10 protein-coding genes and 1 pseudogene are annotated in these 13,451 nt (G+C 55.1%); 1 reads left to right on the forward strand and 10 read right to left on the reverse strand.

The features are described 5' to 3' along the window. Positions 1 to 68: 68 nt before the first annotated feature. Together PVZ78_RS05105 and PVZ78_RS05110 are read right to left on the reverse strand one after the other, a co-directional pair. The gene (locus tag PVZ78_RS05105; RefSeq protein ID WP_273828314.1) at positions 69 to 1,685 is read right to left on the reverse strand and encodes an alkaline phosphatase family protein; all 1,617 of its coding nucleotides are present in this window, start codon (positions 1,683 to 1,685) and stop codon (positions 69 to 71) included. A gap of 222 nt (positions 1,686 to 1,907) precedes the next feature. After that, positions 1,908 to 2,852 (reverse strand): LysR family transcriptional regulator, encoded by a 945-nt coding sequence (locus PVZ78_RS05110; RefSeq protein WP_273828315.1) that lies wholly within the window; start codon positions 2,850 to 2,852, stop codon positions 1,908 to 1,910. Positions 2,853 to 3,007: 155 nt separating this feature from the next. On the opposite strand from PVZ78_RS05110, the gene PVZ78_RS05115 reads away from it, so the two are divergent. Next, positions 3,008 to 5,377 carry a TonB-dependent receptor gene (locus tag PVZ78_RS05115; protein ID WP_273828316.1) on the forward strand — a complete coding sequence of 790 codons (2,370 nt, stop codon included), beginning with the start codon at positions 3,008 to 3,010 and terminating at the stop codon, positions 5,375 to 5,377. Between the two features lie 90 nt (positions 5,378 to 5,467). On the opposite strand, the gene PVZ78_RS05120 is transcribed toward PVZ78_RS05115, so the two are convergent. The 8 genes and pseudogenes from PVZ78_RS05120 to PVZ78_RS05155 form a co-directional block, all read right to left on the reverse strand. Continuing rightward, positions 5,468 to 6,136: a hypothetical protein gene (locus tag PVZ78_RS05120; RefSeq protein ID WP_028683875.1), complete on the reverse strand. Its 669-nt coding sequence runs from the start codon at positions 6,134 to 6,136 to the stop codon at positions 5,468 to 5,470. Between the two features lie 251 nt (positions 6,137 to 6,387). Continuing rightward, positions 6,388 to 6,750: a hypothetical protein gene (locus tag PVZ78_RS05125; RefSeq protein ID WP_039967585.1), complete on the reverse strand. Its 363-nt coding sequence runs from the start codon at positions 6,748 to 6,750 to the stop codon at positions 6,388 to 6,390. Positions 6,751 to 6,778: 28 nt separating this feature from the next. Next, the gene (locus PVZ78_RS05130; protein ID WP_038630345.1) at positions 6,779 to 7,447 is read right to left on the reverse strand and encodes a hypothetical protein; all 669 of its coding nucleotides are present in this window, start codon (positions 7,445 to 7,447) and stop codon (positions 6,779 to 6,781) included. 363 nt (positions 7,448 to 7,810) lie between these two features. Next, positions 7,811 to 8,197, reverse strand: a complete 387-nt coding sequence (locus PVZ78_RS05135; RefSeq protein WP_080710457.1) for a hypothetical protein — start codon at positions 8,195 to 8,197, stop codon at positions 7,811 to 7,813. Positions 8,198 to 8,389: 192 nt separating this feature from the next. Beyond that, positions 8,390 to 8,836: an SMI1/KNR4 family protein gene (locus PVZ78_RS05140; protein WP_038630346.1), complete on the reverse strand. Its 447-nt coding sequence runs from the start codon at positions 8,834 to 8,836 to the stop codon at positions 8,390 to 8,392. Positions 8,837 to 9,294: 458 nt separating this feature from the next. Continuing rightward, positions 9,295 to 9,645 carry a hypothetical protein gene (locus tag PVZ78_RS05145; RefSeq protein ID WP_009046408.1) on the reverse strand — a complete coding sequence of 117 codons (351 nt, stop codon included), beginning with the start codon at positions 9,643 to 9,645 and terminating at the stop codon, positions 9,295 to 9,297. Positions 9,646 to 10,711: 1,066 nt separating this feature from the next. Then, a pseudogene (locus tag PVZ78_RS05150) lies at positions 10,712 to 12,373 on the reverse strand (RHS repeat-associated core domain-containing protein); the annotation flags it as partial. A 57-nt stretch (positions 12,374 to 12,430) separates the two neighbouring features. Then, positions 12,431 to 12,706 carry a hypothetical protein gene (locus PVZ78_RS05155; RefSeq protein ID WP_009046411.1) on the reverse strand — a complete coding sequence of 92 codons (276 nt, stop codon included), beginning with the start codon at positions 12,704 to 12,706 and terminating at the stop codon, positions 12,431 to 12,433. Between the last annotated feature and the right edge of the window lie 745 nt (positions 12,707 to 13,451).

The raw sequence follows: 13,451 nt of genomic DNA on the forward strand, positions 1-13,451 counted from the left end.
GCTCCTACAGGTTGTGTACGGTCCCTGTAGGAGCGAGCTTGCTCGCGATCAGCCGCGCAGCGGCGCTCTCACCACACCCCGATCTGCACCACCTTTTCCGCTTCCGGCTCGCCATACCGAAACCGTTGTCCACGCAGGTCGATTTCTTGGTGGCTGATGGTGGTCCGTCGCTTCAGCCCGCGCAGCCAGTCGAACAGATAGCCCAGATGCTCCTCGCGCACCGCCGCATAGGCCGGGTCGGCGCCGAGATCGTGGAGTTCCTGGGGATCGTTGTACAGGTCGAACAGCTGCGGGCGGAAGCCGTCGTAGGCCAGGTATTTCCAGCGCTCGCTGCGCACCATGGTCATGCGGCAGCGGTCGATGGGCTGGGCCAGGCGCTCGCGGGCCGGGGCCTGGAACGCATAGTCGTATTCGCTGATGGCGTAGCGGCGCCAGTCGCCCGCCGTGCCGTGCAGCAGCGGGATCAGCGAGCGGCCTTCCAGCCGATGTTCGGCGCCGGGCAGCCCCAGGGCGTCGAGGAAGGTCGGCAGGGCGTCGATGGTTTCCACCAGGCGCTCGTCCTGCGTGCCGCGGCTGATATCCGCCGCCGCCCGTGGGTCACGCACGATCAATGGCACACCCACTGCCGGTTCCAATAAAAACTCCTTTTCCCCCAGCCAGTGATCGCCGAGAAAATCGCCGTGGTCGCTGGTGAACACGATCAGGGTATCGTCCCAGCGCCCGCTGCTTTGCAGGAAATCGAACAAGCGGCCGAGCTGATCGTCCACCTGCTTGATCAGGCCCATGTAGGTCGGCACCACGTTCAGGCGCACCTCATCGCGAGAGAAATTCTGGCTCTCCTGATGCTGGCGAAAGGCGGCATACACCGGGTGGTCGCTGGCCTCGTCGGCGGCGGCGCGCACCGGGGCGATAACCTGCTCGGCGCTGTACAGCGCGTGGTAGGGCGCCGGCGCGATGTAGGGCCAGTGCGGCTTGATATAGGACAGGTGCAGGCACCAGGGCTGCTCGCCCTGCTCCTGGATGAAGTCGAGGGCGCGGTCGGTGGTGTAGACGGTTTCCGAATGCTGCTCGGGGACGCGGGCCGGCAAGTGGGCATTGCGCATTTTCCAGCCGCTGAGGATTTCACCCTGTTCACCTTCGGCGGCGTTGGCCCAGTCGTGCCAGGGGTTGCGCCCCTGGTAACCCTGTTCGCGCAGGTAATGGGTGTAGGGCGCCGACTCGCGTTTGTCGTCGAACAGCGGGCTGTCGGGGAAGATCCCGTCGTGGCGCAGGTAAGGTTCGAAACCGACCTCGTTGAGGGCCTCGGCCTGCTGGCTCTCGGGGTCGATCGCCAGGCGCTGCAGGGCATCGAGGTTGGGCGTGGCGTGGGTCTTGCCCACCAGCGCGGTGCGGATGCCGTGGGGGCTCAGGTAGTCGCCGATGGTCAGCTCTTCCAGGGGCAGCGGCACGGCGTTCCACGCCACCTGGTGGCTGCTGACATAACGCCCGGTGTAGGCCGACATCCGCGACGGCCCGCAGATGGTGCCCTGGGTGTAGGCGCGGCTGAAGCGCACGCCGGCGGCGGCCAGGCGGTCGATGTTCGGCGTGTGCAGATGGGGGTGGCCGTAGCACGACAGGTAATCGCGACGCAGCTGGTCGCACATGATGTACAGCACGTTGCGCACGGGTTGGACGGGGTTGGACATGGGCTTCACCGATCGAAAGACAGGTGAGGGTTTTCGCTGTCGCGGGGCGTTACGACAAGCGCATTTGGCGCATGGTTTTCATGCACGACCTGCATGGGCGAAGGCGATCCCTGTAGCCGCTGCCGAAGGCTGCGATCGCACCGAAGGGGCGCGGCGATTTCAATATCGCTGAAGGCCTGCGGCCTTATCGCAGCCTGCGGCAGCGGCTACAGGTTTGGTGTTTCAGACTGCGAAGTTCTCCAGGGAACACACATCCTCATCCAGCGCATCGGTGCGCTTGATCTCCTCGATCATCGCCTCGGCCAGCGGCGACAGCCGATACCCGGCGCGGCTGACGATGCCGTAGCGGGTGTACAGCTCCTCCAGGTCGTCGGCCAGGCCTTGGATCTTCAGGCACACCAGCTCGCCCCGGGCGTTGTGCAGGGCATCGCTGTAGGCGCCGATGATGCCGATCGCATCCGAGCGCATCACCACGCCGAGCAGGCTGTAGCTGTTCTCGCATTCCACATTCGGGACGAAATCCGGCCGGCCGCTGAGATCGACCACCACCTTGCGCAGGTTCGGCGGGCGGATGGTCGCGGCCAGCGGGTAACTCATCAGCTCGGCGGCGGTGACGCTTTCCTGCTCGGCCAGTGGATGCCCGGCGCGGCAGCAGAAATGCCATTTGCGTGGGCGCAGGCGCTGGGTCAGGTAATCCGGGTTGGCTTCAAACTGCCGGGTATCGGCGACGAAAAATTCGAACTCTTCGCTGAGCAGGCGTTTGCCCAGGGTTTGCCAGTCATCCACCTGGAATTGCACCCGGGCCTTGGGGTAACGCCCGATAAAACTGCCGATGGCCCGCGGAATCAAGCCCGCCGCCGGCGCCGGCCCGCAACCGAAGCGCAGCTCGCCGGCCTCCAGGCCGTTGAACTGGCTGATCTCATTGGCCAGTTGCTGCGCGCCGCTGACCAGCCGCCGCGCATGTTCGAGCAGCACCAGCCCCTGTTTGGTCGGTGCCAGGTCCTTGCGCCCGCGATCCACCAGCTGGCAGCCGACGCTGTGCTCCAGGGCCTGGATGCTGCGGCTGAAGGCCGATTGCGACAGGTTCACCGCCAAGGCGGCCGCGACAAAGCTGCGCTGTTCGGCGAGGGCGATGAAGTGACGGAGCTGGCGCAGATCGATATGCATTTTTCACATTGAAAATATCGGGGAAATGCATTGGCTATGCATTAGGTCGACTCTTTATAAAGGCAATCTCTTATTCCGTAAATCTTATTAAAAACATAAATAAATAACTTAAAAGAATATACGGATCAGTTTGTTTTTTTGCCCAGGAGCCGCCCATGAGCCCGTTGAACCTTGTCTCCCCCACTTCGCCCCGACGGCTCAAGCGCCTGCCGCTGGCCCTGCTGCTGGCCGGTAGCGCCGGCTGGTCCCACGGCTATGCCGCCGACGCCGAAACGCCCGCCGAGGCCCCGGCCAAGACCGATGCCGCCCGGCCCGCCGCCAGCGGCCAGCTGGAAACCGTGACCGTGACCGCGCGGCGTCGCGAGGAGAGCGCCCAGGACGTACCGACGCCGATGAGCGTGATCGGTGGCCAGGCCCTGGAGAGCCAGCGGGTCTATCGCATCCAGGATCTGCAGCAGCTGGTGCCGAGCGTCAACGTCGCCTACATGCACGCGCGCCAGTCCAGCGTGTCGATCCGCGGCCTGGGCAACAACCCGGCCAGCGATGGCCTGGAAGGCAGCGTCGGGCTGTACATCGACAACGTCTACCTGGGGCGGCCGGGCATGGCGGTGTTCGACCTGATGGACATCGAGCAGCTGGAAGTGCTGCGCGGTCCCCAGGGCACGCTGTTCGGCAAGAACACCACCGCCGGGGTGATCAACATCAGCACCCGCGCACCGAGCTTCACCCCCGAGCGCAGCATTGAGACCTCGGTGGGCGAGGACGGCTACTTCCAGACCAAGGGCACCATTTCCGGGCCGCTGAACGACGAGCTGGCCGGGCGTTTTTCGGCCTATCGCACCCGCAGCGACGGCGATATCAAGAACGAACACGACGGCCATGACCTCAACGGCGGCTCGCGCCAGGGCTTCCGTGGCCAGTTGCTGTTCAAGCCCAACGAGAACTTCAACCTGCGCTGGATCGGCGACTACAACGAAGAGGATTCCAGCGCCGGCACCCGGGTGCTGTACAGCACCGGGCCGACCATCAATGGCGTCAACCAGTACCAGTCGCGGGCCACCGCGGCCGGCGCCACCCTGGTCGACGGCACACACCGCAAGGTCAACCTGGACAACGACCAGCATGTCACGGTGTTCCAGGGTGGCACCTCGCTGGAGGCCAACTGGACCTTGCCCAGCGACTTCACCCTGACCTCGGTCAGCTCCTACCGCTGGTGGGATTTCACCCCGAGCAACGACGACGGCCTCAATGTGCCGGCCAGCTATAACGCTGGGGTTTCGGTGGAGGATAAACAGTGGTCCCAGGAGTTCCGCCTGGCCTCGCCGACCGGCGGCTTCTTCGACTATGTGCTCGGTGCCTATTACTTCGGCTCCGACCTGGATAACAAATCCTTCGTCTATTACGGACCCAAGGCGGACATCTGGAACGGCACGCCCACCGGCGCCCTGAACAACGTCACCAGCATCGGCAACGGGCATATCCGCACCGACAGCTTCGCGCTGTTCGCCCAGGGCACCTGGCACCTCACCGAACGCCTGGACCTCACCGCCGGCCTGCGCGGCACCTATGAAGAAAAAAGCGCCTGGGTGACCCGTAACGCGCCAGTGGGAGGCGCCACGGTGAGCGGTGCCGCGGCCACCGCGCGGCGCGGGCGGGCCGGGGCCTACGACTCCGGCGACCTCAACCAATACAGCACCAGCCCCTCGGGCCTGCTCAACCTCAGCTACCGCTTCAGCGATGATTTGCTGGGCTACGCCACCCTGTCCCACGGCGAGAAGTCCGGCGGGGTCAACCTCGCGGTCGGCTCGGCGCCCACCGCGGGCGCCGACTCGCTGCTGATCGGCACCGAGCGCGCCAACAACGCCGAACTGGGCTTCAAGAGCACCCTGTGGGACAAGCGCCTGCAACTCAACGCCAACCTGTTCTGGACCCAGGTCAACGGCTACCAGACCAACGCCTACGACGCCAACAACCGTGTGCAATACCTGACCAACGCCGGCTCGGTGCGCTCGCGGGGCGTGGAATTCGAAAGCACGCTGGTCCCCATCCGTGGCCTGACCCTCAACCTCAACGGCTCCTACAACGACGTGCGCTACCTGTCCTACAAGGACGCGCCATGCCCGCCCGAAGTCAGCCTGCGCCCGGGCGCTCCGGCCTCCTGCGACCTCAGCGGGCACCAGGTGGTCGGCGCCTCGAAATGGATCGGCAACGCCAACGGCGAATACAAATGGAACCTGGACAACGGCCTGGAACCCTACGTCACCGGCAGCTACGCCTTCCGCTCCAAGGCGGTCGGCACCGTCGAGGATTCCGACTACGGCCAGATCCCCAGCTACGCCGTGGTCAACCTCTCCACCGGGCTACGTGGCAACTATGAGCAAGGGCAGTGGGACGTATCGCTATGGCTGAAAAACGCCTTCGACAAGACCTACTACACCACGCTGTGGTCGGGGGGGAATGGCGGCTATGAGGGACTGTTGGGCACGCCACGAACCCTTGGCGTGACCGGCCGCTACGACTTCTAACCGGATAACCTGTGCTTCCGTAGGAGCGAGGCTTGCCCGCGATAGCGTCCGCCCTGACCCACCACGGCGTCCGCATCGCGAGCAGACGGCTTATTTGCAGCTGTAACCATCCGGCATGGTCACCGTGTAATTGCGCTGTACACGGTCGCGGAAATCCAGGTTCTGCAAACCCTGCTCAACGACAAAGGCCTCGACCTTGGCGTCCTGGCAATCGTCGTTCTGCGACGACACCCGTAGCAGATAGACCGCACGCCTGCTGGCCTCGTCCCTGGCCGTCACGGTAAAGGTGGTCAGCCTGGCGTAGCCGGTCCGCTCCGAAGTGCCCACCGGGCCATAACTGGTGTTGGGCGTACTGGTGCAGACCAGCTTGTCCTTTTTCTTGCCATCCTTGCACACCGTGGAGGTGCTGGTCGGGACCTGCCCATACTCAGTGGCGGTATAGCGATAAGTCACCCGCTTGCTCTCGATATCCAGCGTCACCGTCATCTTGATCGGCGCATGTTTCTTCGGCAGCGTCGCCTCGGTGAACACCTCCCGGAACCCTTGGTCCTTCATGGCATTGACCATGTCGCGCAGGTAATACCGGGCATTCAGCGAACTCTCATCATTCCCCGTCGTAACCGTCACCAACACCGGCGCCTGCCGATCAAATGGATAGTCCGGATCCGGCGTGCCATTGAGCGCCACGTCGAGCTTGGTGGCGCAGCCAGTCAACAGAATGGAAAGCAGGAACAGCGGGTAAAGCATGTATCGAGTCATGGGATCTTCGTTGTGCAGCGGTGGATGGGATAGGGATTAGACGGATGACAGCGGGAATAAACAAATGAGGGGCGGGGAGAGCAGTAGGTTCGACAGTTTTTTCGTAGTGAAAGACGGCTGACTTGTGAGCGGGATTCCCGTCGAGCATGGGCAGCGGGTGAAGCATGAGCAGTGTGCAGAGGCAGCTAGGGTAGCGTTCCCGTCAGTCTCAGCATCCCTGTCATCGCTGCGAGTTTGATGTTGGCTACTGATTAATCTTCCGTTGAAAATTTTGCTTTCAATATTTTGCATTTTAGCAAAATGCTTTCACGGTCTGACATGGCGTTATTGTCGCACCAGTTGCTGATGGCGGAGACTCCGTCAGAAAATGAAAGCACTACATGTTCGCCCATGAACTCGAATGCTATTCCTTCTTTCAGGTATTCGGGGATGTTTTCAAGGTCTTCATCAGTGCTGATAAAGACTCCAGACATTTCTATACCGAAACCTTCTGAGGCTATGAGCTTGTCCAAGGCTATCGGTAGAAAGCTTGAATTGTTCAGGGAGGAAGAGTCTTTAAGGTCGAGCAAACAGTTGTGGATAATGCTTCTTTGACTGAGCGTCAGTGTATTCATTGGCCTGTACTACTGGTTGAGTTTTATATCAGTCGCATTGAGTGATGATGTAGACTCGATCATCAACATCTTCTGTTCTACTTGCAAAGAAATAAATTTCGTTCTGGTTGAATAACGTATAGTTTCTTTTTATTCGGGGCTTGCTTTTGCCAAAGATATCCATCTCTTGCTGTGCAGGGGCGGTGTCAATAATCGGAAATGACTGTTCTCCGTGTACTTGAAATAAAAAGTCCAAGGCCATTCCCTTGTACTGGGCTGGTGTCTCATCACCCATGAGCCACTTGGGCTTATCACCAGCCCAACCGAACACATCACTGCCTTTACTATGGCTAAACGCTAAAGGAGTCATTGCGATCCGTGTCGGATAGTCACTCGCATAGGTCTTTTCTTCATTCCTGAAAAGAAGGGCTGCAAAATATTTTTGGTAGTCCCTTAAGAAGCTGTCAGGAATTGTTGCCCCGAATAGTGGGGGCTTGAGCATTTCAGGAATCGTATGGTCTTCGTTGAAGTCGTCAGTCGCGGCAAAAATACTTAGTGTGTGGCCATGTAGTGAGTGAGCCTCTGGAAATTGCAGAGTGAAGTAAAAGCTCATCAAGCTGCCGTTTGGGCTCTTGGGGATGCTTATCCCTTGGGGGATGGCTGGTTTGCCTCCAATGTATGAGGCGGATTCAGCCTCGGTAATCTTGTTGATATACATGAATTGTCCCAGGCTTTTGGTTATAAAAGGTTTTTTTGTTGCTGTATGGGTTTTGTTGAACGCTCTGACATAGCTTTTGTTTTCTTTGGATTTAAAGTCAACTATATAGATAAAGAAGCTCGTTGATTAAATCGATCTCTTGCTGTGTGTAGTATGCGGATTTTTGTCCTTTTATATGCTCCAGGGCTCCTCTTATAGGTATCTGACGCGAAGTGTCATCAACTAGGTCTAAAAGGATCTTGGCCTCTAGGTTACCGTGCGGTGAATACTTAATTATAAGTTTCTTTAGTGATGAACGTGCTTGAGTATCGGTGATCATCTCTATTTTCTCGGTAGGATAGTGGCTTCTCTGATGTGATTTTTTTATTTTAATGATGCTATCCAAGATTTAAAAAAATCTAACTGTATGTTGGGGTCGTTGGTAAGGTCTTTATCCTCATGGTCAAAAATATTTACAATATTTTCTCTAAGAGCTTGCTTTCCCATCTGTAGTTCATAAGCCATTAGCCCTGACGACATTTGCGATGATGCTCTGGATGGATAAACGTTTTTCTTGGCCCCTTTGCAAAAGAAAGTTGTTTTTGGAAAACTTTGCCTCAGCTTAGCAAAGCAAAAGAATAGGTTGTCTCCGTAAAATACATGCTCTGAGTTTTTTAGGTTTATTTGTATAGATGGATTTTCCATGTCATATGCGATCTCTACTGAATGCAGTGACCCATTTTCCTCTAAAGTGATTTCTCTGTGGTCCACGTATTGTCACCTTGCTGAATTGGTAGATGGAGTAACTTACATAACTGATGCTTTGGCACAAGTTAGTAGAAGCTGATATTGGCTGTGGGGAAATTCTTTGAAGAGTGTAAGGGGATTCTAGCGAGTGTTTTTTCAAGGATTACTTAAATGTTATGAGTTTTTTGTTTTGGTTTCTAGTAGGGGGATGTATTTTTATACTCTAATTTCTATGTAGACTCTAAAAAAGTCATAGAAATTTTCGGCTAAAACCTGTTCGGTCTTCTTGCTAAAAATGTTATAGCTGACAACTTTTCCTTTGCCTTGAAGGGAGCAGTCGATTGCCCAGCAAATTTCATCATCTTTTAGGAAGATGACGGCTAATTCCATAGGCAGGTCATAATCAGTTCTGCAGTAGTTAGTGCTGTAATTTACAGTGCCCCCTCTGGCTAGGGTTGCGTCGTTCTTCTCAATTCCACATATTTCTGATTCGACTACGCCACCGCCGCCACAAACTTCTAGAAATGCAGAGAAATCATTGGGGAAACTAAGCTGTAACAGGGTTTCCAGTTTTTTTATTTGGTCTTTGCTTGCCGCGCCAAACCAGAATGTTTCTTCGTCCGAAGAGTCTATTTTGTGTATCAGTGACTGATAGTCGTACATAAAACACCTCATTCAAAATCCTTGGCCCTTTCTTTCCAGCAAGTCTTTCTAAAGCACTTGTACTGCAAGCCCGGCGCACCCAAAGGTGTCCCACGCACAGCCGCCATATAAAGGAACGGCAAGCACAAAAAATGCCAGCTGTTTACATAGCGGCATCTACATGCCCTTGATCATATTCGGTCTGTCAAAACCGGTCACTGATTTTGCAGCGACATGGAGATGCTATCTGGGTGGAGGAGGGGCTACAAGTTGGAAGAAGTCGACGTGTTCTGTAGGAAAAATCTCTGCAGAAGCTTGAAAATACTTCTATGTTTTTGGTTTGTAATTTTTTATTAAATGGTTAATTTTTTTGGTTGCAGCTTTGCTGTAATTGACAGAGGTGGGGTGCTTGTTTTTGCTGCTCCCCGATAATACCTGTTTTTGTTGTATGAGTGTTTCAGTTTTGGGGGCTTGTGATTTTAATTAAGTCTCCAGCATTGTACGACGCCACTTTTCATCAGTTGACTGATTAGTTTTTCTGATATGTCAATTTCTGGAAGTTCTGAGTCATCGTCTATAGAGCTAACTAGCAAATTGAACTCGTTAGATGGTTCTTCGCGCAAGTCATCTTCGGGGAGTGGAATTCCTAGAAGTGCATATTTAAGGGTTTGCGTACTTGCTAGAAAGGTAGGGTATTCGTCATACGTGCCTTCATTATCTTCCTTGAAGGTAATGCCAAGAATATCTCCGAGAACAGTGGCCGTATTTTCCAATGAACCGATTGGGGTTAAACCGATATCTGCAAACGCTCTATAGGCTTCGGTGCTCATGCTACTTTCCTGGTTTAATAAAAAATTTGAGAGTCGGCTTTCGCTTGGAACTTTTCAATTTCCTTCTGTGTAAGTATACGGAAGGTAAATCGCTAATTTCTAAATCCGGAGAGCTCTAGGCGCTGTCTCAACTCGTTTTCAATTTGCTTTTAGGCTTTTGAAGCTTCGCTAATACGAGAGCCACTACTAAAGTTCGCAAAAGATAAAAAACACCCTACCTACTAGTGGCGAAAATATTGCGTGCAGGATAGGCCTAAGTTTATAAGAGTCCGAATTGGGAGAGATTTTTAGCTGCTAGTTCATGTCTCTAACATGTAGCTCTCGATTTTGGTTATTAGCTCCGCTTTATTTTTTGTTCTGAATTCACCTATATAATCTTCAGATTTTTTTATAGGCTTCCCATGGTTGTCATATTTTATGGTGAGGAAGTCAACTACGAACTCTCCGGATGGGTCTCCTTCTGGTTCTAGTCTTGCATCGAAACAATGACCTGTACTTCTTCGTACGCCGCCAATTAGTACTGAGCTACTGTACCAGTCAGATGTGTTCTCTGTTAACTCGACTTCGAAAAGGTTATTTATAGTTATGGTCCATCCACTTGGTACTCGAATTGCTTGAAGGTTATATTCTAATTTTTCTCTCATTTTACTGGCCCCATATACTTCTGTACTTGTTCTAGAGACGCAGGGAAACTATGGATTACTGGTCTTCCTGCTTTTGTCAATTCAATTCGTACCCAGTGTGTTAGTGAGCCATTGCTATAACCCACTGGAGTGTCTGATCTGTAGAATAGATAGCGTGAGCCCCCATGATCAAATACATCTCCATTCCTTATTGCTGAGTAAGCTGCCTGTTTTTCGAAACCACTAACATTGTTTGCTATGTCTGGAAAATATGAGGCCTCAGGTTTTTTGTCACGAGTTCCTTGACCTAGGCTCATAGACCTAGCTTCTTCAGCTGACTGGGCGTTTGTATGTTTTGTTGCATGCCGACCTTCAGGTCTTTGTGCGTTATATATGTCAGATCGTAGGTTTTTACGAGCCCCATAGTCGCTGGTGTCGACCCGTTTTGGGCAGTTTGTAGGAGTAGTGGCCAGCCCCAACGGATCCACCCACCCCGTAGGGTTAGGCACGTACTGGTAGTTATTCAGCCCCCCCGCAAGCTTGATCGGGTCCGGCGTCAAAAACCGTCCAGAGCTCGGATTGTAGTAGCGATAACGGTTGTAGTGCAGCCCGGTTTCCGCATCGAAGTACTGCCCCTGGAAGCGCAGCGGGTTGTCGATTTCTGAAACGTCCAGCGCAGCCAGATTGCCGTAAGCCCGGTATTTCGCGGACCACATGATCTCGCCGCTATAGGCAGTGAGCTCTTGCGGCGTGCCGAGATGATCGAGCTGGTAGTAAAACGGCGTGGCCTGGGCCGGGCCTTCGCCATCGAGCATGGCCAGCGGGCGGAAGGTGCCAGGTTCGTAGAGGTAAGTGCGGTAGCGGTTTTCAGCGCTTTCGGCGATCAGCCGTTCGCCTTGCCATAGGAATTCCGTGGTACGGCCATCGACGGTTTTGGCGATACGGCGGCCAAAGGCGTCGTACTTGTAGGTTGCGGTGCTACCACCCGGCAAGCTCACGCCGATCAGCCGATGTTGGCAGTCGTACTGATATTCAGTGACCAGCTTCTGACCCGCCCCACGGCGTTCGCGGCTGAGGTTGCCGAAGGCGTCGTAGTCGTAGTGACGGTCGCCTTGCATCAGCAGGCGGTTACCTTTGACGTTGGCCAGGTTGCCGGCGGGCTGATCGCCTTGACCCAGCAGGTTACCGGCGGGGTCATGGGCGAAGCTCTCTGGTGTCGCACCACGCACGTTGATCAAGCGATCGAGCGGGTCGTAGTGATAACGCAGGTTGCCCTTGCGGCTGTCGTCGATGCCAGCGAGGTTGCCGTTGGCGTCGTAGGCATAGGCGCGGCGGTAGAGGTTGTGGTGCTGGCCATGCTGTTGCTGGCTGACGCTGTGGGCCTGCAGGCGGCCTTGTTCGTCGTACTGGTACTGGCTGAGCAGCAGGCCCTGCTGGCGCTGCTGTTCGCGACCGGCGCTGAACTGGTGGCTGGTCAGGCGCGAGCCGTTGAGGTCGATGCTGCTGAGTTGGCCGCCAGGGGCATGGCGGTAGTCGAGCTTGCTGCAGTCGGGCAGGCGGCAGTGGCTGAGCTGGCCGAGCTTGTCGTACTCGTAACGCAGGGTGCCCCAGCCCTGGTGTTCGGTAATCAGGCGGTCTTGCAGGTCGTATTCGTAGGCCAGCGGCCAGTGGCCGTCGTCGACGTTGACCAGGCGCCCAAGGGCATCGTAGCTGTAGTGAATCTCTTCGCCATCGGCCAACGTTTTTACCAGCAGGCGGCCAGCGGCATCGCGCTGGTATTCGGTGACCAGTTCGCTGCCGTCGTCGCCGAACTCGGTTTTCTTCAGCAGCTTGCCATTGAGGTCGTAGGCGTAGGCGGTGCTGCGCCCGTCGAAGCCGGTTTCCTGCTGGATCAGGCCGTTGGGGTAGTAGTCCAGGTGGTACTGCTCGCCGCGTTCGTTCTCGATGTCAGTGAGCAGCAGGCGCGCGTTGTCGTAGCGATAACGCAGCTGGCTACCGTCCGGGTTGATACGGCGGCTGACCAGATGCAGGTTGTCGGCGTATTCGTAGCGGGTGATGCGGCCCAGTTCGTCGCGTTCGGCGGTGACTTTGCCGTAGGCGTTGTATCAGCGCAGTTCGTCACGCTGCGCTGATAGGACATTGCTGATTTTTAAAGAACGGATTTAGGCGTTCAGAACCTGATCCTGCAATCTGCGGCCGATGACATCCATCAGGTCGCAACCATCGCGGAGTGGGATGACGATTACTCGCGACAAATCTTGTAGCAGTAGCGGGTCGCTGTTGAAGTTTTCGGTTATAGAAATTGTTTCGAGTAGCCGGGTTACGCATCGGATGCGGTATGCGGCGGTGTCATGCAGCACGTCCACAGGTGCCTGAGTATCAATGAGTAGCGATGGAAAATTGTTGTCGATGCCGGTGATGGGCATGTATCGATTCATGATGAGACTCCTTTAGCAATTCGATGAACTGCCTTCTCACTTCCACATGAGGGTGGCAGCCGTGCGCGGGTGTGGAAGACCGGGGCTAAAGGGACCCGGCGCACCCGAAGGTGCCCCGCGCACAGCGGCCGTAACACAATAATGCAGGGATAAGAAAATACCTACATGTGTTTTTGGACGCTTTAGCGCCTTTAGCTATAGAGCGGACTTCCACATCCGATCGCTGATTTTTCAGCGATTAGAAGATGCTATCTAGACGGGGGTTTTGGTACAAGTTAATGGAAGTCGATACCGGCTGTAGGGGAATTCTTTGATTGCTGTAGGAGTTTTCTTGGTAGTTGTCTAAACCGTTGTTCGTGAGGTTTTTAGGTGAGTTGAGTTATCTAGCTTGTAATATTTAAAATATAAGGGCGCTCGGCGCTCTAAATCCTAGTTGATAGAGCATGTTTGGCTTTTCCTGTGCGGCCTTTCGAATATTTACTCGAATCTATGTATGCTAACTTCACTTTCTAGTTGATAGGCCTACGATATAGTTAGACAGTCCTTTGCTAGTTGTATCGTCCCAGCCGGCAGGGGTAGTTCCAATTTTTGGATTAAATGCGATCCAGTTTGCTTCGTCAAACTTTATATTGCTCGAGTCAAGCTCTTCGTCTTTTTTAACTGCCGCCTTATCGAAATCTTGGGTGTAGACTTCGAACTCACAGGAAAGTCCATATATTTCTTCTGAAGATGATTTTATAATTAT

This window comes from Pseudomonas sp. SBT1-2 (assembly GCF_028640875.1).
Lineage (GTDB): Bacteria > Pseudomonadota > Gammaproteobacteria > Pseudomonadales > Pseudomonadaceae > Aquipseudomonas > Aquipseudomonas chlororaphis_I.

Excerpts from the sequence above, each read along its gene's own strand:
- PVZ78_RS05105 (WP_273828314.1), bottom strand. The coding sequence starts at position 1,685 with ATGTCCAACCCCGTCCAACCCGTGCGCAACGTGCTGTACATCATGTGC.
- PVZ78_RS05110 (WP_273828315.1), bottom strand. The coding sequence starts at position 2,852 with ATGCATATCGATCTGCGCCAGCTCCGTCACTTCATCGCCCTCGCCGAA.
- PVZ78_RS05115 (WP_273828316.1), top strand. The coding sequence starts at position 3,008 with ATGAGCCCGTTGAACCTTGTCTCCCCCACTTCGCCCCGACGGCTCAAG.
- PVZ78_RS05120 (WP_028683875.1), bottom strand. The coding sequence starts at position 6,136 with ATGACTCGATACATGCTTTACCCGCTGTTCCTGCTTTCCATTCTGTTG.
- PVZ78_RS05125 (WP_039967585.1), bottom strand. The coding sequence starts at position 6,750 with ATGAATACACTGACGCTCAGTCAAAGAAGCATTATCCACAACTGTTTG.
- PVZ78_RS05130 (WP_038630345.1), bottom strand. The coding sequence starts at position 7,447 with ATGTATATCAACAAGATTACCGAGGCTGAATCCGCCTCATACATTGGA.
- PVZ78_RS05140 (WP_038630346.1), bottom strand. The coding sequence starts at position 8,836 with ATGTACGACTATCAGTCACTGATACACAAAATAGACTCTTCGGACGAA.
- PVZ78_RS05145 (WP_009046408.1), bottom strand. The coding sequence starts at position 9,645 with ATGAGCACCGAAGCCTATAGAGCGTTTGCAGATATCGGTTTAACCCCA.
- PVZ78_RS05155 (WP_009046411.1), bottom strand. The coding sequence starts at position 12,706 with ATGAATCGATACATGCCCATCACCGGCATCGACAACAATTTTCCATCG.